Raw genomic sequence first — 19,923 nt, forward strand, 5'->3', positions numbered from 1 at the left:
ACCGGGGGAAGAAGATCGGATGATCCGCAAGTTTGTAGCAGCAGCGATTGCCGCCACCGCGCTCGTTGCAACGGGCGCATCGGGGCAGGCAGCCAGAAAGCCTGCGCCCCGCCCCGCAGGTGGCCTCAACTGGGCCGTCACCGGCTCCGTCACGCCCGAGGGCCATCACGTCCTCGGCAACCCCGCCGCCAAGCTGCGCCTGATCGAGTTCGTCAGCTACACCTGCCCGCACTGCTCGCATTTCGAGACCGAGTCCGAAGGCCAGCTCAAGATCGGCATGATCGCTCCGGGCAAGGGCGCAGTCGAAGTGCGCAATTTCGTGCGCGATCCAGTGGACATGACCGTGGCGCTGATCACCAATTGCGTGCCCGCCAACCGCTTCTTCCAGCTGCACACCGCGTTCATGCGCCTGCAACCGCAGTGGATCGGCCCGCTTGCCAACTCGACCGAGGCCCAGCGCCAGCGCTGGACCACCGGCACTTTCGCCAGCCGCACCCGCGCCATCGCCAGCGACTTCAAGTTCTATGACTTCATGGCGGCCCGTGGCATGGACCGGCAGGCCATGGACCGCTGCCTGTCGAACGAGGCACTGGCCAACAAGCTTGCCCAGCGCACCAACGATGCTGCCGAGAAGCTCGGCGTCACCGGCACGCCCAGCTTCATGATCGACGGCATCCTGCTTGCCGGCACGCACGACTGGGACTCACTTCGCCCTCAGATCCTCGCGCGGATGAACTGATCCACAATCCCGGAACCACGCCCCTTCAAACCCCGGCAACAATCCGCTAGCGTCCTTCCAAACCGCCAGAAAACGGGAATATCCACACGATGAAACTCGCCCGCGCGCTTCTGCTTGCCACCCTTCCCCTGACGCTCGGCCTTGCCGCCTGTGACAAGAAGGACGCCGCTGCCGGGGGCGAAGTTGCCAGCGCAGAGCCGATTGCCAAGGTGCCGGCTCCTGCAGGCCAGTCGTGGACCGAAACCTTCTCCGTCACGCCTGAGGGTGGTTACCTGATGGGCAATCCCGACGCGCCGATCAAGCTCGTCGAATTCGGCGCGCTGTCGTGCTCGCACTGCGCGGAGTTCTCGGAAAAGGGCTTCCCCAAGCTGCGTGACGACTACATCGCGTCGGGCCGCGTCTCCTATGAACTGCGCCTGTTCCTGCTGAACGCGCTCGACATGCCGGCCGTGCTGCTGGCAACCTGCGGCGCGCCCGAAGCGGTCATTCCGCTTTCCGAACAGTTCTGGGCCTGGCAGCCGAACATGTTCACCAACCTGCAGAAGGACGAAGCCGCCTTCCAGCAGATCCAGAACCTTCCCGCCGACAAGCGCTTTGCAGGCATTGCCCAACTCGGCGGCATGAGCGAATTCTTCGCCTCGCGCGGCATTGCCGCTGCGCAGGGCTCTTCTTGCCTGGCTGACAGCGCCAAGGCCACCAAGCTTGCCACCACCAATGAACAGTGGAGCAAGGAGTTCGACATCACCGGCACGCCGACCTTCTTCCTCAACGGCAGCAAGACCGGCGTTGCCAGCTGGCAGGAACTCGAACCCCTGCTGCAGAAGGCTGGCGCCCGCTAAGGGGGCCAGGACGGGTCGGGGGCCTGATCGGTGCAATTCAAGCGCTTGAAACTCTCCGGTTTCAAGAGCTTCGTCGAACCTGCCGAACTGCGCATCGAACCCGGCCTAACTGGCGTTGTCGGCCCCAACGGCTGCGGCAAATCGAACCTTCTCGAAGCCATCCGCTGGGTGATGGGCGAAAGCTCGCCCAAGTCCATGCGCGGCGGCGGCATGGAAGACGTGATCTTTGCCGGGACAGCCACGCGCCCGGCCCGCGCCTTTGCCGAAGTCCTGCTTACCGCCGAGACCGATCCTGATGGCCCGTTCGGCGCAGAACTCGAAGTCATCCGCCGGATCGAGCGCGGCGCCGGCAGTGCCTATCGCGTCAACGGCAAAGACGTCCGCGCCAAGGACGTCGCGCTGGTCTTTGCTGACGCCGCCACAGGAGCCCACAGCCCGGCGCTGGTCAGCCAAGGCCGCATCGCTGCGGTGATCGCGGCCAAACCCGCCGAACGCCGCATGATGCTTGAAGAAGCGGCGGGCATCGCCGGGCTTCACGTCCGTCGCCGCGATGCAGAGCAGAAATTGCGCGCGACCGAGGCTAATCTGGCGCGGCTTGAAGACATGCTGGCGGGCCTCGAAAGCCAGATCGGTACGCTCCGACGGCAGGCCCGCGCGGCCGAGCGTTATCGCGCCGTCAGCGAGAAGATCCGCCTTGCCGAGGCCCGGCTCGTCTTCGCCCGCTGGCGCGATGCCGCCGCTGCCGCCGATGCCGCGCGCAAGCAAGCCATCGCTGCCGAGGACGCGGTGAAGCAGGCTACCGATCTCGCGCAAGCTGCGCAGAAAGCCCAGCACAAGGCCGCCGCCGCCTTGGCCGAGGCGCGCGACGAACTGTTCGACCGGCGACAGGACGCCGCGGCCCACGGCCAGCGCATGGCTTCGCTCACCGCCCAGCTCGAAGCCGCCGAGCAGCGGGTCAAGGACATCGAACGCCAGCTGACCCGCATCGAGGAGGACCGCGCCAGCGCCGATCGGCTGACCGAGGATGCCGCCACCGCGATGGCGAAGCTGGAGCAGGATCTTGCCGCAGCCGAGGGTTCGCTTGCGGCAGATAGCGAACGCCGCCCGATGCTTGCCGCAGCGGTCGACGATGCCGATCGCGCTGCCCGCGCCGCCGAAGTCGCCCTCGCCCAGCGTGTGGCTGAACAAGCCGGTATTGATGCCGAATGGCGCGTGGCCGAAGCGGCAGTTTCTGCGGCACGACAAAGACTTGGACGCCTTGATGCCGATGCTGCGCGGCTGACCCAGCAGGCCGATGCCCTTGCCCGCGAGGCCGATCCCGCCGCGCAAATCGCCGAGGCGGAAGCAAAGCGCGCCACTGCCGCCGAGGCCATCGCCACTGCGGAAGAACGCCGCGCAGACCTTACCGCCCAGCGCGAGGACTTGTCCGCCCGTCGTGACGCTGCCAGCAATGCCCTGGCGCAAACCCGCGCCGATCTTGCTGGAATCGAGCGGGAGGCAGACGCACTCACACGCGACAAGGCCGCACGGGAAAAAGCACGCTCTGCCAAAGGCTTGGGACAGTCCGCCATCGCCGGAACCCGCGCGGCGCCGGGCTATGAGCGCGCTTTGGCCGCAGTGCTCGGGCGGGATGCCTCGGCTCCGGTAGGCGCCGCCCCGCCAACCGCGGAGGGTCGTTTCTGGACCGGCGCGCAAGTGCCTGAACTACTTGTGGATTCGCTGGCCCATCATGTCCCGCAGTGCCCGCCTGAACTGTCAGCGCGCCTCGCCCTGGTTCGCGTGGTCGACGCCGACGAGGGACAGGCGCTTGCCCCCGGCCAATGGCTGGTGACAAAGGCCGGGCACTTGCGCCGCTGGGACGGTTTCATCGCGCGGGCGAAGGTGCCGCCGAAGCCGCTGCGCTTGAGGCCGAGAACCGGCTGGCTGAACTGCAGGCGCTTTTGCCCGAGCGACGTCAAGCAGTCTCGACTGCCGAAGCCGCGCAGGAGGAGGTTCGCGCCGCGCTTTCCGAGGTGCAGGGCGAACTTTCGCAAGTGGAGCGCGCGCTCTCTGCCGCCGCCGATGCCGAGCGCATGGCGCTGCGGGCCTTGGATGCCGCAGAAGCGGCGCGGGCGCGGCTCGAACAGCGCAAGGCGGAACTGTCGCGGGCGCAGGAAGAGCTTTCGGATCAACGTCTTGCAGCTCAAGCGGAAGTCACGGCGGCCGAGGACAAGCGCAGCACCCTGCCCGATCCGGCGGCAGGCCGGGCGGCGCTGGAGGCGGCGCGGGCGCGCAACGATGCGGCGCGCGTCACCCTGCAATCCGCCACCGCCGCTTCGGCTGCGCTTGAACAGCAGATCGCGGCGGGCAAGGAGCGGCTGGCGGGTCTCAAGGGCGATATCCGCGCCTGGCAGGCCCGCGCGGGCGATGCTGCCAAGCGCTTGGCCGAGATGACCGGGCGGCGCGAGGAGCTGGAGACCGAGCGCGCGATCTCTGCCGCCAAGCCGGCGGGGCTGATTTCCGAGATCGAACAGGGCGAGGGAATCCGCGCGCGGCTGACTCTCCAACTCTCCGAGGCAGAGCGGCAACTCTCCGAGGCAGAAGGCCAACTCTCGCAGACAGAGGCCACACTCGCGGCCGCAAATGAGACACTCGCCACTGCCCGCGAGGCTCGTGCCGGAGCATCTGCCCGCGCCGAGAACGAAGATGCACGTCGACAGGAGATGGCGGCCATTTCGGGCGAGCGCTTCCAGTGCCCTCCACCCCTCCTGCCCGAGCGGTTCGCATTCGCATCAGCAGAGGTTGCCGCTGCGACCGAGGAGTCGGCGGCGATGGACCGTCTGGCGGCGGAGCGGGAGCGGATCGGGCCGGTGAATCTGGTGGCGGCGGACGAGTTGAAGGACGCCGAGGACAAGCATGGCACCTCGGTGGCTGAGCAGGCGGAGTTAACCGAGGCAGTTCATAGACTTAGAGGCTCTATCGGCAGCCTCAACCGCGAAGGGCGCGAGCGCCTGCGGGCGGCTTTCGAGGCGGTCGACGGCCATTTCCGCCGCCTTTTCAGCCGCTTGTTCGGCGGTGGCGAGGCGCACCTAGCGCTGGTCGATTCCGACGATCCGCTTGAAGCGGGCCTCGAGATCTTCGCCCAGCCACCCGGCAAACGCCTGCAATCGTTGACTCTTCTGTCCGGCGGCGAACAAGCGCTGACGGCGGTCGCCCTCATCTTCGCGTTGTTTCTCACGAACCCCGCCCCGATCTGCGTACTTGACGAAGTGGACGCGCCGCTTGACGATGCCAACATCGAGCGGTTCTGCGACCTGCTCGATGCAATGGTGGCCGAAACTCGCACCCGCTACCTGATCGTCACCCACAATGCCGTGACGATGAGCCGCATGCATCGCCTGTTCGGCGTGACGATGGTGGAACGCGGCGTCTCGCGCCTTGTCAGCGTGGACCTGGGCGGGGCGGTAGAACTGCTTGAGAAAGCAAGCTAATCCAGCACGTACCGCGGTCCCGGTCCGGCCGCCGCGGCGCGATCGTCCTTGTTGTAGAGTTGGCAGCGTTCGAGGCTGAGGCAGCCGCAGCCGATGCATTCGTCGAGCTTGTTGCGGGTGCGGGTGAGCAGCTGGATACGGCTGTCGATTTCCTTGCGCAGCGAACGGCTTATGCGTTGCCAATCAAGCACGTTGGGAGTGCGTCCCTGCGGCAGAGCGGCAAGCTCGCGCTCGATTTCGGCGAGCCCCAAGCCCAGCTTCTGGGCAATCTGCACGAAGCTCAACCGGCGGATATCGGAGCGCAGGAAACGGCGCTGGTTTCCGCCCGTGCGGATCGAGGTGACCAGCCCGCGATCCTCGTAGTAGCGGATCGCGCTGACCGCGAGGCCGGTGCGGCGCGCGAGCGTGCCGATCGGGATCAGATCGTTGCGGGTAATGGCCAAGGTTCTGCGACTCCACGCTTTCCGCTTGACCTCAAGTTAGCTTGAGGTTGCAGATTCACAAGCATCGATTCGACGAAAGCTCCCGAAAGGACCCCGACGATGCCCTTTGCCCGCCTTGAACACGTCAACATCTCAGTCAGCGATGCCGAGCGCTCGGCCGCCTTCTTCACCAAGCTTTGCGGGTGGCACGAACGCTGGCGCGGCCCGGCAATCGACGATGGCTTCTCGATCCATTTGGGCACCGAGGACCAGTACATCGTGTTCTACACCCCGCCCGGTGGAGTCTCGACGCGATTCTCCAAAGGCATGCCGCTGCAGCACGTGGGCATTGAAGTGGATGACCTTGCCGCAGCCGAGCAGATCGTGATTGCAGCAGGGCTCGAACCGTTCAATCATGCGGACTATGAGCCGGGCCGGCGGTTCTATTTCTACGACTGGGACGGGATCGAGTTCGAAGTGGTCAGCTATGGCGGTTGAACCGCTCTCTCCTGCGCAGCTTGCGGCCTACCTGGCGCGGATCGGCTTGTCGGCGCCGGTGGCGGCCGACCTGGCGACACTCGACGCGCTCGTTCGGGCGCACGTTCAGGCGATTCCGTTCGAGAACATCGACGTGCAGCTTGGCCGCAGGCTGACGACCGATCCGGATGCGGCCTTTGCCAAGCTGGTCGAAGGGCGGCGCGGGGGCTGGTGCTACGAGCACAACGGCGTGCTGGGCGCGGCATTGGCGGCGATCGGCTTCGACGTGATGCGGATGAGCGCGGGTGTAATGCGGCAGCTGCGGGGGACGAATCAATTGGTTCGCACTTGTGCCTGCTGGTGCAGTGCGATGGCCCGAAGCTGGTCGATGCCGGGTTCGGAAGCTGGCTTGGCGCGCCCGTGCCGCTTGAACAGGGACAGTGGCTGCATGATCCGCTGCCAGTGTCGCTCGGCCGCACCGATGACGCGATGTGGCGGGTCTCCGTCAGCCTTGCCACGGCGGCGATGTCGTATGATTTCGTCGCCCAACCTGCGGATGAGGATCAGCTTTCGACCCTATGCCATTGGCAGGCCACTGATCCTGCATCCGTGTTCGTGCAGAACCTGACCGTGCAGAGGCGGCTTGCAGGCAATTACCTGATGCTCAGGGGCAAGGTGCTGACGGTTGTGGGGGCGCATGGCGAAGAGCGGCGTGAACTGGGTTCCGCCGGGGAACTGGTCAGCACTTTGCGCGAGCTTTTCCTGATCGACGTGCCCGAAGCGGCTGACCTGTGGCCCGCGATCGAGGCGCGACACGAGCGGTTGTTCGGCCCTCAGGCCGCACCGACGACGTAAGCCGCCGCAGCCATCAGCAAGCCGGCAAAGCGATTCGAACGGAACTTGACCAGCGGGTCCGCACCGTCTTCCTTGAGGGTGGCGACCTGCCACAGGAGGTGAAGGGCAACCGGCGCCAGCGCAAGCAGTGCCAGCGGATCGGCGCGAACCTGCCAGATGGCAGCAGCCCAGCACAGCAAGGCCAGCGCATAGAGCGCCCCGACGCCTGCACGAACGTGGCGCCCGAACGACAGCGCGGAGGAACCGATGCCGACCATGGCATCGTCCTCGCGATCCTGCAGGGCGTAGATCGTGTCATAGGCCATGCACCACGCCCAGCACCCGGCGTAGAGCGCAGCCAGAGGGGCAAGGCGTTCAAAGCCGGTGGCCTCGACCCAGCCGACTGGTGCGCCCCACGTAAAGACGAGGCCGAGCCACGCCTGTGGCCAGCCGGTGATGCGCTTCATGAAGGGATAGGCCGCGACGAGCGCCAGGCTGCCAAGTGCCACGACTTGCGCTTCCCAGCGCAGTTGCAACAGGACGAGGAGGCCGACAGCGCAAAGCGTAAGCAGCCATATCCATGCCGTGCGTTTGCTGGTTGCGCCGCTGGCGATGGGCCGGGCGGCGGTGCGCGCAACGCGGGCATCGAGATCGGCATCGACGATATCGTTGTAGACGCACCCTGCCCCGCGCATGGCGATGGCGCCAAGCAGCATCCACGCGAGGATGCCCCAGCGCGCTGTGCCGCCGCCAAGGAACAGGCCCCAGGCGCAGGGCCAGAACAGCAGCCACCAGCCGATCGGCCGGTCGAACCTCGCCAGCAAGGCAAGGTTGCGCCACGGCTGCGGCAAGCTGGCGACCAAGCCCTTGTGCTCGCTGTCGGGGACGATTGTTTCGGAAGCGGTGGAAGTCACATTACAGACTCTTAACGAAAGGCAATATCCGCGCTAGGCGGTTGGGATGACCGCGACTCCTGCCTGGCCACCAAAATCCGCGCCGCGGCTGTTCATCGATACGACGTTGAGCGAGGGATTGCGACTGCCGATCGAGGGGCAACAGGCGCATTATCTGGGCAAGGTGATGCGCGTGGGCGCTGGCGATGCGGTGATCGTTTGCGACAATCGCACCGGTGAGTGGGTGGCGCGCGTGACCGATGCGGGCAAACGCGAGGTTGTTGTCGAGATCGAGAAGCGCCTGCGCGAGCGCGAGGAGGTGCCCGATTTCTGGCTCTGCGCCGCCTTGCTGAAGAAGCCGAACTTCGATCTGGTGCTGGAAAAGGCAACCGAACTCGGCGCGGCGAAGATCGTGCCGGTGCTGACCAGGCGCTGCGTGGCAGACAAGCTGAATCCGGACCGCGCGCTGACGATCATGACCGAGGCGGCCGAGCAGTGCGCCCGCACGGCCTTGCCCGACCTTGGCGAGACGATGAAGCTCGAGCATCTGCTGCGCGAGTGGCCGGAGGAACGCACGCTGTTCTTTGCTGACGAGAACGGCGGGATGCCGGCAGCGGTGGCGTTTTCGATCCACAGTGGGCCGGCAGCGCTGCTGATCGGACCGGAGGGCGGGTTCGACGAGACTGAGCGGGCGCTGGTGCGGGCGCATCCGGCGGCGGTGGCGCTTTCGCTGGGACCGCGCATCCTGCGGGCGGAGACGGCGGCGATTGCCGGGACAGCGCTGTGGATGGGGATGCAGGGCGATTGGTTCGGCTAGGCCCATTCCTTCGCTAACAGCAACATTGCCTTGCAGGTGACGTGCTACAATTTGGCTGGCTAAAACCTGTCCCGGCCATTAACGGATGCGGGCATGAGCACGCGGCAAGTTTCAAATAGCAACGATCCCGTCATCGAAAGCCGCGACATGCTCGTGGTGCCGATGCAGAAGGGCGAAAAGCCCAAGGAAAACTGGCGGATCGGCACTGAGCACGAGAAGTTCGTCTACCGCACAGCCGACCGCGCGGCGCCATCGTACGATGAGCAAGGCGGCATTCGCGACCTGCTGAACGCGCTGACCGAGTACGGTTGGGAGCCGATCATCGAGGGCGGCAACGTCATCGCCATGTCCGGGCCGGACGGAGCGGTGAGCCTGGAGCCTGCCGGACAGCTGGAGCTTTCGGGCGCGCCGCTGGTGAACCTGCACCAGACCTGTGCGGAAACCGGGCGGCATCTTGCGCAGGTCAAGACGATCGGTGACAAGCTGGGCCTGGCCTACCTTGGCATGGGGCTGTGGCCGGACAAGACTCGCGAAGAGCTGCCGATCATGCCCAAGGGCCGCTACGACATCATGCTGCGGCATATGCCGCGCGTGGGGACGATGGGCCTCGACATGATGCTGCGGACGTGCACCATCCAGACCAACCTCGATTATTCAAGCGAGGCGGACATGGTGCAGAAGTTCCGCGTCAGCCTTGCGCTGCAGCCTCTGGCGACAGCGCTGTTCGCCAATTCGCCGTTCCTTGAGGGCAAGCCCAACGGGTTCCTGTCCTATCGCAGCCATATCTGGACCGATACGGACCCTGCGCGCACCGGGATGCTTTCGTTCGTGTTCGAGGAGGGCTTCGGGTACGAGCGCTATGTCGAGTACATGCTCGACGTGCCGATGTATTTCGTGTTCCGCGATGGCAGGTATATCGACGCAGCAGGCTTGTCGTTCCGCGATTTCCTGGAGGGCAAGCTTTCGGTGCTGCCCGGCGAGAAGCCGACGCTGTCGGACTGGAACGACCACCTTTCCACCGCCTTCCCCGAAGTACGGCTCAAGTCGTTCCTTGAGATGCGCGGGGCCGATGGCGGGCCGTGGAGCCGGATTTGCGCTCTGCCGGCGCTATGGGTCGGCCTGCTCTACGATCAGGGTGCGCTGGATGCGGCGTGGGACCTGGTCAAGGGCTGGGACATGGACGGGCGCGAGCGCCTGCGTGCCGAAGTGCCGAAGCTCGGGCTGGATGCGACGCTGCCGGGTGGAGGCAAATTGCGCGATGTGGCAGCCGAAGTGCTGGCGATCTCGCGCTCGGGCCTGGCTGCACGGGCGCAGCTGAACGAGGCGGGCGACAACGAGACCGGCTATCTCCAGCCGCTCGACGAGATCGTGTCTTCGGGCAAGACTCCGGCTGAGCGCCTGCTCGACCTGTACCACGGCGAATGGGGCGGCGACCTTTCGCGCATCTATGGCGAGAAGAGCTTCTGATGATCATCGTGATGGGCACGGTCCGCGTTCCGGTGGAGAACATCGAGCCGATCAAGCCGATGATGGCCAAGGTCATCGCGGCGACGCTCAAGGAAGATGGCTGCATCCAGTATGCCTATGGGCAGGACGTGCTCGATCCCGAGCTGATCCACATTGCCGAGAAGTGGCGCGACATGGCGGCGCTGCAGGCGCACTTTCAAGCCGAGCACATGAAGGTTTGGGCGCAGGAGCGTGCGACGCTGGGGCTGTTCGACCGCAAGATCCGCGTGTTCGAGACCGACGAAGGCGCGGAACTCTGAGGGCTATTCGGCCGGCTGGGCGACCGGTCGGCGCGGGGTGACGGCGCGGGTGAGCCTGCGCATTGCCGCGGTGATCAGGCCGTATTCGGCCATCCATGCGTGGTATTCGCGATACTTGGCGTCTTCGGCGAGGAGGTGCTTCTCCTCGGTGCGGGCGCGCCAATAGTAGACCGCGCTGACCAGCGCGAGAATCACGGTGTTGCGGATCGCATCGACCATCGAGCCGCTGGTGGTGAGGAACGGCAGCGAGGCGAGCCACCAGTAGGCGTTCTTGGACAGGTAGGCCGGGTGGCGGGTGTAGCGGTAGGGGCCGTTGGTCAGCACGCCGCGATAGGTGAGGTTCGAGAAGCGCAGGCCGAAGGCGACGGTGGCCCAGGCATAGACGGCGGTGAGGAGCACCAGCGCTCCCGCCCAGAGCCAGAGCAGGCCGGTCTGGCCTTGGAGCCAGTAGGCCCACTCCGCGCCGTTGTGGCGATAATCCAGCACGTCGCCATCGCCCATGAGGATGAACGGCGGGTAGCAGATCAGCGCCGCGACCCAGGCCGAAAGGTGCGGGTTGGCGGTGCGGATCTGCGCGTCGAGCGGTTTCATCGTGACGAGGTAGCCGACCATCGCGATCTGCACGTCGATCATGAACATCGTCTCGATCAGCAGCGTGCCGAGCGCGACGGGATCGTGGAGGACGGAAGCCCAGTCGAAATGGATGACCGCGGCAAAACCGCCGGGGACGATCGAGATCATGAAGGCGCAGAAGAAGCCCTTGACCAGCCATGCGAGGGCGTGGCGCTTCACCTCGGCAGGCTCCCACGGTTCGCGGCCTATCAGCATCGCGCCAAAGTGCCACGAAGCATCGCGCGGGTTGACGAGAACCCGGTCGAGCCAAAGGACATAAGGGATGGCGCCGAGGAAGAGGAAGGGCGCGGCTGTTTCCAGCACTTCCATCGCGAAGACGTATTGTCCGCGCCAGTACCAGCGGGCGATGCAGTAGGCGAAGGCGATGACGGCCCATGTGATCCAGAGTCCTGCGATCTTGGTGATCGAGATGTCGATCACTTCGCGCAAGGGACGGGGCGAGGACCAGTCTATGCCGGTCGATGGGCGCAGGTGGACTTTCTCCACCAGCAGCGCGTAGCCGACCATGGCGCTGCCCGAGAACAGCAGGGCGGCGAGCGCTGCGGAAGGGCCGTCCATGACTTCGGCGGGGGCGGAAAGGCCCAGGGTGGTGACGATTTGCGGCCAGAAGCGGCAGGTGAGCACCCACAGCGCAAGGCCGACGACCCCGGCAAGGCCGGTGCCTGCGGAGACGTCTGACGGAGGCGGGGCCGGACGGGCGCTCATGCACCCGTCATTCGCATCAAAGGGTTAGGATATGGTTGTGATGGCGCGCCTGATGCCTTGAGCAGGCCCACCCCCAACCCCTCCCGCCTGCGGGAGGGGAGCCGGATCAGCGGAACGCAGTGATCTTGCCGCCATCGTCGAGGATGTAGAGCGTCTGGTTCGCCACGACCGGGGCGAGCGTGACGCTGGAGCCGACCTTGGTGAATTCGCTCACCGTGCCGTCGGTTACCGAAGCGCGCAGGACTTCGCCGCGCGAGTTGGCCATCCACAAGTGGTTGCCGGCGAGGATCGGGCCGGTCCAGAGGATCTGGTTCTTCTTCTTCTTTTCGTTCTTGTAGCGCTGAAGCTGCGTCATCCAACGGACCTTGCCGCTCGACTTGGCGATGCACAGCAGCTTGGCCTCGTCGGTCAGCGCGAAGATCCAGTCCCCGGCGATGGCGGGGGTGGAGATGCCGGCGAGGTTGAGTTCCCAGATGCGCTGGCCGGTGACGAGTTCATAGGCGGCCATGCGTCCACCCTGCCCGAGGGCATAGACGCGGCCGCGTTCGATGATCGGATCGGCGTCGATGTCGGTCAGGGTCGAAACGGACGTGGCGATCGAAGTCCGCGCCAAAGCGTCGGCCCAGAGCTGGCGACCGTTCTCATAGCGATAGGCGACGAGTTCGCCCGAGGAGAAACCGGCGACGATGGTGCCCTGCCCTGCAGCCGGCGAAGCAACGCCGAAGACGTTGGTCTGGCCGACCGAGGCGCTTTCGCTCCACAGCACCGCGCCATCGGCTTCGTTGAGGGCGAAGAGCTGGTTGTCCTGGCTCATCACCATGACCTGCCCGAAGGCGACGGTGGGCGAGCCGCGCAGCGGGCCAGCGGGCTTCACGCGCCACTTGATCTCGCCGGAGCCTGCATCGAGCGAGGCGACTTCGCCAACGCCGTTGGTGACGTAGACCTTGCCATCGTCGTAGGAGGCGCCGCCGCCGAAGGTCGACCCGGCGTTCTGCTTTTCGGCGCGGACCGAGGTGTCCCAAACGCGGGCGCCGGTGCTTGCGTCAAAGGCGTGGACGGTGCCGTCCGTGTCCATCGCGAAGAGCTTGCCGCCGCCGACGACCGGAGACGCAGCAAGGCGCTGGCGGGCGTTCGAGCCCTTGATCGAGACGCTGAAGGCGCGCGAGGGCGATTCCGCGAGGGCAGCGTGGCCATAGGACTTCGAGGCGTTGCCGCCACCTTGCGCGAATTCGGTGTTCACTTCCGCAGCGGGAAGGACGACCGTCATCAGCGAGATCGAATCATCGACCTTGGTGCCGGCATCGATCTTCGAGAGGATCGGCTGGCGCGAGCCGACCGTCGGCGTGGTCTTCACGCCCTTCTTGAAGACACCGCAGCCGCCAAGAGCGAGCGCAAGAACCACCACGCTGGTCAGCGAAGCGCGGCGGAAAGTGGGTTTCGGCGTCATCGGATGCATCCTCAAAACTTATTGCGCGCTCTGCACGATCGTGGCGGTGCCGGGATCTTCCACGGCATCCACCCCGAGCAACCCGGCCATCTGGCGCGTGCGGCGGCGCAAAGTATCAGGCACGGTCTTGTCCTTGGCGATCTGCGCGAACATGGCGCCGGCAAGGTCATTCTTGCCCTGCTTGACGTAGGCCATGCCGACGAGTTCGCCCGCGCTGCCGAACCAGGCGTTGCCGGGCACGGCAAGGGGCTTCAGACGCTCAACCACCTTGTCCGGGCCGAGCTGGTCGAAGGTCAGCGAGACTTCGCGGATCGTGGCGAGATCACGATAGGCTTGCGGAATTTCGGCATCAGCGGCGATGGCAGCGAAAGCCTTGGCCGCCTCGGCATTCTTGCCCTGTTCGGACAGGACGCCAGCCGCCAGCATCTTTGCCGTGGCGCGATAACCATCGGTCCCTTCGGCAGCGAGGGGGGCGACCGCATCGGTCGCGGCCTTGAGGTTGCGCACTTCCAGACTGTCGAGCGCCTTGGTCAGCACTTCGCCCTGTTCGGCAGCCTTGGCGTTGCTGTGGTTTTCATACCAGAGATAACCGCCCAGACCGAGCAGGCCGGCCACGATCAGCGCGCCGACCGGCTTTCCGTACTTCTGGATCGCGGTGTAGACCTGATCTTCGCGCAGGGCATCGTCCACTTCGCGCAGGAAGGCATCGCCCTGCCCGGCCGAGCGTTCGGCGAGCTGGTTGGAACGGGATTGCGGACTATCAGGACGGAGAGCCAAGGCAGCGCTTTCGGGAATTGGTTGACGTTTGCTAGCGTGTGTCTGGCGCGGTGTTTAGCGGATGGGCCCGCCTTTTCAACGGAATTGATTGTTCCCGCCCACCTGCCGCGACGCGCGTGAACCCTGCATGAAGGCGAGTGCCAAGGTGCGGTTCACGGGAAGACATCAAGGCCGAGGGTCTGCGCGTAGACTTGCGCATGGTGGCCGGCCATGACCGCCTCGTCGAATTCGGCCCGAGCGCGATCGCGATTGGCCTTGCCGATGGTGCGGCGGAGGGATTCATCGGCGGCGAGTGCGATGATGGCCTGGGCGAAGGCTTCCTCGTCGCCCGCAGAGGCGATGTAGGGCCGGTTGGGTTCCGACACCATCTCGGCAACATCGCCCACGGCCGGGCTGGCAACGGCGAGCCCGGCGGCCATCGCCTCGATCACCGACAGCGGCGCCTGCTCGCTGTCGGACGAAAGCGCAAAGAGATCGAACAAGCCGACGGCGAGCGAAGGGTCAGCGACGTGGCCGGGCAGATGGACGCGATGACCAAGCTCAAGGCGGATCGCCTCGGCAGTGATCGCTTCGCGTTCCGGGCCTTCGCCGAGGATGACGAGGTGCCAGTCGGGCGGCAGGTCCTTCATCGCGCGGACCATGCGCGGCAGGTTCTTGACCTCGCGCAGGCCAGCGAGCGTGCCAAGCCACTTCTCGCCGGGGCGCTTGACCACGCGGGGCAGCAGGTCGGGCTTGGGCTTGCGCGCGTAGAGACCGGTGTCGATGCCATTGGCGATGCGCCGAACGCGGCTGCGCGGCTGGTGCCAGACGGTGAGCGCAATGTCCTCAAGCTGGCGCGAAGGGACCATCAGCGCGCTGGCACGGGCAAGCGCGACGCGGCGATACCAGTTGCGGCTGGTCTTGAGGCCATCGGCCTCATCAGCATTGAAGCCATCTTCGTGATGGATCAGGGGCGGAAGGCCCATGGTGGGCGCGAACACCGCGTGGGCCATGCAGGCGTCCATCGCGCCCCAGTTGTAGGTCAGGATCAGGTCGAAGCCCTGCATCGCCCGGGCAAGCTGGCGCAAGCGGCCAACGCCGAGCTTGCCGGCGAGCGGCGGAAAGCCGAACGGGAAGAATGCCGACACCTTCGCGTCGATCAGGGCCTTGGCACCCATGGCGCCGGGCTGGGCCGAGACGATGTGATGCTCGATCGGCCGGTCCTTCCGCCCCTTCCCCAGCGGTTCATCAGCGCGACGGCACGCCGTTCCTTGCCGCCGGCATCGAACGTCGAATGCAGGTGGAGCAGTTTCAGGGGGCCTTTGACCGGTGGGCGGCTCATGCCCGGGCCAGAAGGCGCCCGATTGCGGCGACGCTTTCCGGTTCGTCCAGCGTGGGAGCGTGGCCGATGCGGGGCAGCGTGACGAGTTCGACGCCGGGGCGGCTCGCCATCTTTTGCGCAGTCGCGGGTTCGAGAATGTCGGAATTTTCACCGCGCAAGATCAGGAGCGGGCGGGTGGCGAGTGCGTCGAACAGCGGCCACATATCAACTTGCGGGGTTGCGCCTGCCGGGGCCTCGAACGGCTCGGCAATCTTCATGTCATAATCAAAGGCGATGCGCCCGCCGGTGCCAAGGACCATGATGCGCTTGGCGTAGCGCAGCCATTGGGTGATGTCCCAATCGGGGTAGACATCGCCGCTGCTTTCCTGAAGCGCGCGGGCGGCGTGCATCCAGGTTTCGAAATTGCGCCCTTGCCCGACATAGCCGCGAATGCGTTCGAGACCTTTCTCGGAAACCTCGGGGCCGACGTCGTTGAGCACGGCGGCGGCAATGCGCTGCGGGTTGGACACGGCCAGCAGCATGGTGAGCAAGCCACCAAGCGAGGTGCCGATGGAAACGAAACGCTCAATCCCTTCCTGCGCCAGCAGCGCCTCGACGTCCTGCAGATAGTGCATGGGCGTGTAGGTCATCGGGTCCTTGGCATAATCGCTGTCACCCCGGCCGCGCATTTCCGGGCAGAGGACGCGCCAGGTGCCGGCAAGGCGAGCGGCAAGGTCTTCGAAATCGCGGGCGTTGCGGGTCAAGCCAGGCAGGCAGATCACCGGGGGCTTGGCGGAATCGCCGTCAAAGTAGCGAAAATGCAGGCGCAATCCGTCGCTGCTGGTCCAGTAGCGATCTTCGTATTCGGCCATTTCGTCTGGTATTCCGCGTGAAATCGGGGGTGCCTGCTTGCGGGCAGGCCTGGTCATGCCCACTATTGCCGGATGCAGGCGCTCCCGCAAGACGCGATCTATCGCCCCTCACCCCGCATCATGGCTTTGGCCGACTGGATCGGCGATCCGGTGAAGGCGGCGGACTTTCCCGAAACCCGCCTGCGCTGGCGCAATGACAGGGCGGCGGCCGAGATCGGGCTGGCCGGGCTGAGCGACGAGGAATGGGTGGAGCATTTCGGGCGGTTCAAGCCGCTGGATGGCAACATGCCGGGCCCGCTGGCGCTGCGCTATCACGGGCACCAGTTCCGCGTTTACAACCCCGACCTTGGCGACGGGCGCGGCTTTACCTTTGCGCAGATGCTCGATGGCGATGGGCGGCAGATGGACCTTGGCACCAAGGGGTCAGGGCAGACGCCGTGGAGCCGTGCGGGCGACGGACGGCTGACGCTGAAGGGCGCAGTGCGCGAGATTCTGGCGACCGAAATGCTCGAGGCGCTGGGCGTGAACACCAGCCGCACGCTTTCGGTGATCGAGACCGGCGAATCGCTCTATCGCGGAGACGAGCCCTCGCCCACGCGGTCGGCAGTGCTGGTGCGGCTAAGCCATGGGCACATCCGCATCGGCACGTTCCAGCGGCTGGCAGCGCTGGGGCTCGAAGACGAGATGGCGCAACTTGTGACCTATTGTCTGGCGAACTTTCCAGGCTGGCACGGGGATGCGCCCCATCCGGCGGTACGCTTCTTCAACCAGGTCATCGAGCGCATGGCGGACATGGCGGCAAGCTACATGGTGGCGGGCTTCGTCCATGGCGTGCTAAATTCCGACAACATGAACGTGACCGGCGAGAGCTTTGACTATGGGCCGTGGCGCTGGTTGCCGAAATGGGAGCCGGGCTTTACCGCGGCCTACTTCGATCATCAGGGGCTCTATGCCTATGGCCGTCAGCCCGAGGCAATTCACTGGAATTGCGGGCAGTTGGCGGTAGCTTTGCGGACATTGGTGGAAGCGCCGCCGCTGATCGAAGCGCTCAACCGCTATCCCGAGCTTTACCAGCAGGCCATGACCCGGCGGTGGCTGTGGCGGCTCGGCGTGGAACAGCGCGGGCTGGAGGAAGATACGGCGCTGATCGGGGCCTGCGAGAAGGTGATGGCAGTTCAGGGACTTGGGCCGGACGCCTTCTTCTTCGCCCATCGCGGCGGGCGCGGACCATTCGGAGCGAGCGACGAGGAGCAGGCGCTGAAGGCGGCTCTGGCGCCTTATGTCGCAACCGCCAGTAGCCATCCGTACTGGTCCGATGCAGCGCCGCAGTCCATGCTGATCGATGAAGTCGAGGCGATCTGGGCTCCGATTGCCGGGCAGGACGACTGGACCAGCCTGTTCGCCAAAGTGGATGCCGTGCGGCGCATGGGCGAGGCAATGGGCGCAAGGCCGGAACCTGCGGGCCATTTGACCGGGTGAATTCCGAAACGCGGGGGTGGTCCCGCCCCTGAATTTTGTTTAATCGGTAACCAAGGCCGCGTTACGGTTCGTCCGGGATCAGGACCCATCGTTCGCGCAAGAACCGAAAAGAAGAGCAGGCAAATCCGTGGCAGCTGCCGAAATCGTCTCATTTGAACCAGCAACCGGCGCCGAAGTGTGGCGCGGCAAGATCGGCGATGTCGAAGAAGTCGTCGCGCGCGCACGCAGGGCGTGGCCGGCATGGGCAGCGCAGCCGCTGGCCACGCGCATCGAGCTGGTGCGCCGCTTCGCCAACGAAGTGCGCAAGGACGCCGACAAGCTGGCGACGATGATCTCGCGCGAGACGGGCAAGCCCTTGTGGGAAGCGCGCACCGAGGTCGAGAGCGTCGTCAACAAGGTCGAGATCTCGATCCGTGCCTATGCCGACCGCACGTCGCAGCGCAAGCTGGACAGCGCGCTGCAGGGCACCGCGGCGCTGCGGCACAAGCCGCATGGCGTGCTGGCGGTGCTGGGCCCCTACAACTTCCCAGCACACCTGCCCAACGGCCACATCGTGCCGGCGCTGATTGCGGGCAATGCGGTGGTGTTCAAGCCTTCGGAGAAGACCCCGGCGACGGGTGAACTGCTGGCGCAGTGCTTCCACCGGGCCGGTATATCGGCGGCAGTGGTGCAGGTGCTGATCGGCGGTCCGGCCGAGGGGCAGGCGCTGGTCGCCCATGACGGGATCGACGGCGTGCTGTTCACCGGCTCTGCCCACGCCGGCATCGCGATCAACCGCAAGCTGGCCTCCAACCCCGGCAAGATCGTGGCGCTGGAGATGGGCGGCAACAACCCGATCGTGGTGTGGGATACGCCCAAGATCGAAGATACGGCGACGCTGATCGTGCAATCGGCATTCACCAGCGCCGGGCAGCGCTGCACGGCCGGGCGGCGCCTGATCGTCAAGTCCTCGATGTACGACGATGTGGTGAGCCAGGTGAAGCATCTGGCCGACCGCATCATCGTCGGCGCGCCGTTTGACGAGCCGGCGCCATTCATGGGCCCGGTGATCGACAACCGCACGGCGGACGGGCTGACCGAGAGCTTCGTCTACTTGCTGTCGTCCGGCGGTCGGCCAATCAAGCACTTGGTCCGGCTGCAAGAGGGTCTGCCTTTTCTGAGCCCGGCGATCATCGACGTGACAGGTATGGCGGAGCGGCCTGACGTGGAACTGTTCGGCCCGCTGCTGCAGGTGGTGAAGGTCGACGATTTCGACGAGGCGATTGCCGAGGCGAACAACACGCGGTTCGGTCTCTCGGCCTCGCTGATCGGCGGCAGTCCGCAGGATTACAACCGCTTCTGGGCCAATATCCGGGCGGGCGTGGTCAACTGGAACCGGCCGACCAACGGGGCGTCGTCTGCCGCGCCGTTCGGCGGCGTCGGACTTTCGGGCAATCACCGGCCGAGCGCCTATTACGCGGCGGACTATTGCGCCTATCCGGTCGCCTCGAGCGAGATGGACCAGCCACGCGCGAGCATCGGCGTGGGTCTGCGCAGCGAGTAGATTTCAGCTTTGCGGATCGGGGAGCGGCAGGGCCGGGTCGATCGGGCCACCGGGCACGATTGCGAGATTGCGCATGTTCTGCTGGCTGAGGTCGGGATCGACCATCAGTTGCCCTTCGAGCGCCTCGGTCATCACAGGGTCGAGCGGCGTCTTGTCCTGCTCGACCGGCGCAGAACTGCAGGCCGCGAGAATGAGTGTCAGAACGAGGCCAAGGCTGCGCATGGCGTTGAATTAGCGCGGCCTGGTTAAGAAAAAGGGAGCGCCCCGCATCTGCGGAGCGCTCCCTTGCCGACCTTTCAGTGCGACCCGAAGGACGGTCAATTCCTCAGAAGGCCTGGCTTAGCGGCAGCGCGAGCCACCTCGGTCAACCTCGCGGCCGAGCAGGGCGCCACCGGCGGCACCGAGGATCGCGCCGAGAGTGCGGTCACCATAGTCACCGGCAACTTCACGGCCGAGCAGGGCGCCGGCTGCACCACCGATCAGGAGACCGGTCGTGCCGTTCGAACGGCGGCAGTAGTAGCGGCCGTCGTTGCCGCGCCAGACGCGAGTGTTGCGATAGACAGGGTCACCGTAATAGCGACGGTCGTTGCTGCGGTAATAGTCGCGGTCGTAACCACGACCATAGTAGCGATCGCCGCGCCAGTCACGGTCGCGACGGCCATGTTCCCAGCTCTCGCCATTCCAGCCTTCATTCCACTGGGCGGCAACAGCGGTGCTCGCCTGAGCCTGCGGAAGAACTGCGGCGCTTGCCGGAACGGCAGCAGCGACGGTTGAAGCGGCAACCAGAGCCAGGGCGGTATTCTTCAGGTTGAACATGATCGTTCTCCTCACTTCGTTGAGGACCCGCACCGTTTGGAGTCTGGTCCTGTTGCTTCGTTGGTTAAGGTTTACGCCCGCCAACCTGAACGGA

At 65.6% G+C, this 19,923-nt stretch carries 18 protein-coding genes and 2 pseudogenes; 11 read left to right on the forward strand and 9 right to left on the reverse strand.

What is annotated here, in order from left to right; translation table 11 throughout:
• Positions 1–19 precede the first annotated feature (19 nt).
• The 3 genes and pseudogenes from C7W88_RS01315 (at position 20) to smc (ending at position 5,048) form a co-directional block, all read left to right on the forward strand.
• Positions 20–739, forward strand: coding sequence for a thioredoxin domain-containing protein (locus C7W88_RS01315; RefSeq protein WP_118072218.1), 720 nt, complete (start codon positions 20–22; stop codon positions 737–739).
• 89 nt (positions 740–828) lie between these two features.
• Positions 829–1,578, forward strand: coding sequence for a thioredoxin domain-containing protein (locus tag C7W88_RS01320; RefSeq protein WP_118072219.1), 750 nt, complete (start codon positions 829–831; stop codon positions 1,576–1,578).
• Positions 1,579–1,608: 30 nt separating this feature from the next.
• Positions 1,609–5,048, forward strand: a pseudogene (gene smc, locus C7W88_RS01325) (chromosome segregation protein SMC).
• Here smc and soxR read toward each other — a convergent pair.
• Complete coding sequence (gene soxR / locus C7W88_RS01330; protein WP_039332918.1) at positions 5,045–5,485, reverse strand: redox-sensitive transcriptional activator SoxR; 441 nt, start codon at positions 5,483–5,485, stop codon at positions 5,045–5,047. The pseudogene smc and the gene soxR overlap by 4 nt on opposite strands.
• A gap of 105 nt (positions 5,486–5,590) precedes the next feature.
• On the opposite strand from soxR, the gene C7W88_RS01335 reads away from it, so the two are divergent.
• From C7W88_RS01335 to C7W88_RS24285, 3 genes and pseudogenes are all read left to right on the forward strand, one after another.
• The gene (locus C7W88_RS01335; RefSeq protein WP_118072220.1) at positions 5,591–5,968 is read left to right on the forward strand and encodes a VOC family protein; all 378 of its coding nucleotides are present in this window, start codon (positions 5,591–5,593) and stop codon (positions 5,966–5,968) included.
• A pseudogene (locus tag C7W88_RS24560) lies at positions 5,958–6,209 on the forward strand (arylamine N-acetyltransferase); the annotation flags it as partial. The gene C7W88_RS01335 and the pseudogene C7W88_RS24560, both read left to right, overlap by 11 nt.
• Before the next feature lie 86 nt (positions 6,210–6,295).
• Positions 6,296–6,802 (forward strand): arylamine N-acetyltransferase, encoded by a 507-nt coding sequence (locus C7W88_RS24285; protein ID WP_255418791.1) that lies wholly within the window; start codon positions 6,296–6,298, stop codon positions 6,800–6,802.
• Here the strand turns inward: C7W88_RS24285 and ubiA are convergent.
• Positions 6,781–7,695: a 4-hydroxybenzoate octaprenyltransferase gene (ubiA, locus tag C7W88_RS01350; RefSeq protein ID WP_118072222.1), complete on the reverse strand. Its 915-nt coding sequence runs from the start codon at positions 7,693–7,695 to the stop codon at positions 6,781–6,783. The two genes, C7W88_RS24285 and ubiA, sit on opposite strands and share 22 nt — an antisense overlap.
• A gap of 46 nt (positions 7,696–7,741) precedes the next feature.
• Here ubiA and C7W88_RS01355 point away from each other — a divergent pair, with 46 nt between their 5' ends.
• The 3 genes from C7W88_RS01355 to C7W88_RS01365 all read left to right on the forward strand — a co-directional run bounded on the left by C7W88_RS01355 (position 7,742) and on the right by C7W88_RS01365 (position 10,257).
• Positions 7,742–8,491, forward strand: coding sequence for a 16S rRNA (uracil(1498)-N(3))-methyltransferase (locus C7W88_RS01355; RefSeq protein WP_118072223.1), 750 nt, complete (start codon positions 7,742–7,744; stop codon positions 8,489–8,491).
• Positions 8,492–8,584: 93 nt separating this feature from the next.
• A complete protein-coding gene (locus tag C7W88_RS01360; RefSeq protein WP_118072224.1) occupies positions 8,585–9,958 on the forward strand; it encodes a glutamate--cysteine ligase in 1,374 nt (457 codons plus the stop codon).
• Positions 9,958–10,257: a putative quinol monooxygenase gene (locus C7W88_RS01365; protein WP_118072225.1), complete on the forward strand. Its 300-nt coding sequence runs from the start codon at positions 9,958–9,960 to the stop codon at positions 10,255–10,257. The genes C7W88_RS01360 and C7W88_RS01365 overlap by 1 nt, the downstream gene beginning before the upstream one ends.
• Positions 10,258–10,260: 3 nt before the next feature.
• Here the strand turns inward: C7W88_RS01365 and C7W88_RS01370 are convergent, their stop codons facing one another.
• The 5 genes from C7W88_RS01370 to C7W88_RS01390 all read right to left on the reverse strand — a co-directional run bounded on the left by C7W88_RS01370 (position 10,261) and on the right by C7W88_RS01390 (position 15,991).
• On the reverse strand, positions 10,261–11,595 hold the full coding sequence (locus tag C7W88_RS01370) for an isoprenylcysteine carboxylmethyltransferase family protein (RefSeq protein ID WP_118072226.1): 1,335 nt from the start codon (positions 11,593–11,595) through the stop codon (positions 10,261–10,263).
• Positions 11,596–11,701: 106 nt separating this feature from the next.
• On the reverse strand, positions 11,702–13,042 hold the full coding sequence (locus tag C7W88_RS01375; protein ID WP_118074500.1) for a PQQ-binding-like beta-propeller repeat protein: 1,341 nt from the start codon (positions 13,040–13,042) through the stop codon (positions 11,702–11,704).
• A gap of 18 nt (positions 13,043–13,060) precedes the next feature.
• Positions 13,061–13,819, reverse strand: a complete 759-nt coding sequence (locus C7W88_RS01380) for a tetratricopeptide repeat protein (protein ID WP_118072227.1) — start codon at positions 13,817–13,819, stop codon at positions 13,061–13,063.
• A 152-nt stretch (positions 13,820–13,971) separates the two neighbouring features.
• Complete coding sequence (locus C7W88_RS01385; RefSeq protein WP_370073165.1) at positions 13,972–14,976, reverse strand: glycosyltransferase family 4 protein; 1,005 nt, start codon at positions 14,974–14,976, stop codon at positions 13,972–13,974.
• Between the two features lie 160 nt (positions 14,977–15,136).
• Positions 15,137–15,991, reverse strand: a complete 855-nt coding sequence (locus tag C7W88_RS01390) for an alpha/beta fold hydrolase (protein WP_118072228.1) — start codon at positions 15,989–15,991, stop codon at positions 15,137–15,139.
• A 72-nt stretch (positions 15,992–16,063) separates the two neighbouring features.
• Between C7W88_RS01390 and C7W88_RS01395 the strand changes: the two genes are divergently transcribed.
• Both C7W88_RS01395 and astD read left to right on the forward strand, forming a co-directional pair.
• Positions 16,064–17,470 carry a protein adenylyltransferase SelO gene (locus C7W88_RS01395; protein WP_118072229.1) on the forward strand — a complete coding sequence of 469 codons (1,407 nt, stop codon included), beginning with the start codon at positions 16,064–16,066 and terminating at the stop codon, positions 17,468–17,470.
• A 127-nt stretch (positions 17,471–17,597) separates the two neighbouring features.
• Positions 17,598–19,013 carry a succinylglutamate-semialdehyde dehydrogenase gene (gene astD, locus C7W88_RS01400; RefSeq protein ID WP_118072230.1) on the forward strand — a complete coding sequence of 472 codons (1,416 nt, stop codon included), beginning with the start codon at positions 17,598–17,600 and terminating at the stop codon, positions 19,011–19,013.
• Between the two features lie 3 nt (positions 19,014–19,016).
• Here astD and C7W88_RS01405 read toward each other — a convergent pair whose 3' ends face one another.
• Both C7W88_RS01405 and C7W88_RS01410 read right to left on the reverse strand, forming a co-directional pair.
• On the reverse strand, positions 19,017–19,235 hold the full coding sequence (locus C7W88_RS01405) for a hypothetical protein (protein WP_118072231.1): 219 nt from the start codon (positions 19,233–19,235) through the stop codon (positions 19,017–19,019).
• 117 nt (positions 19,236–19,352) lie between these two features.
• Positions 19,353–19,829, reverse strand: coding sequence for a glycine zipper 2TM domain-containing protein (locus tag C7W88_RS01410; RefSeq protein WP_205525233.1), 477 nt, complete (start codon positions 19,827–19,829; stop codon positions 19,353–19,355).
• Positions 19,830–19,923: the final 94 nt, after the last annotated feature.

Source organism: Novosphingobium sp. THN1 (genome assembly GCF_003454795.1).
Classification (GTDB): Bacteria; Pseudomonadota; Alphaproteobacteria; order Sphingomonadales; family Sphingomonadaceae; genus Novosphingobium.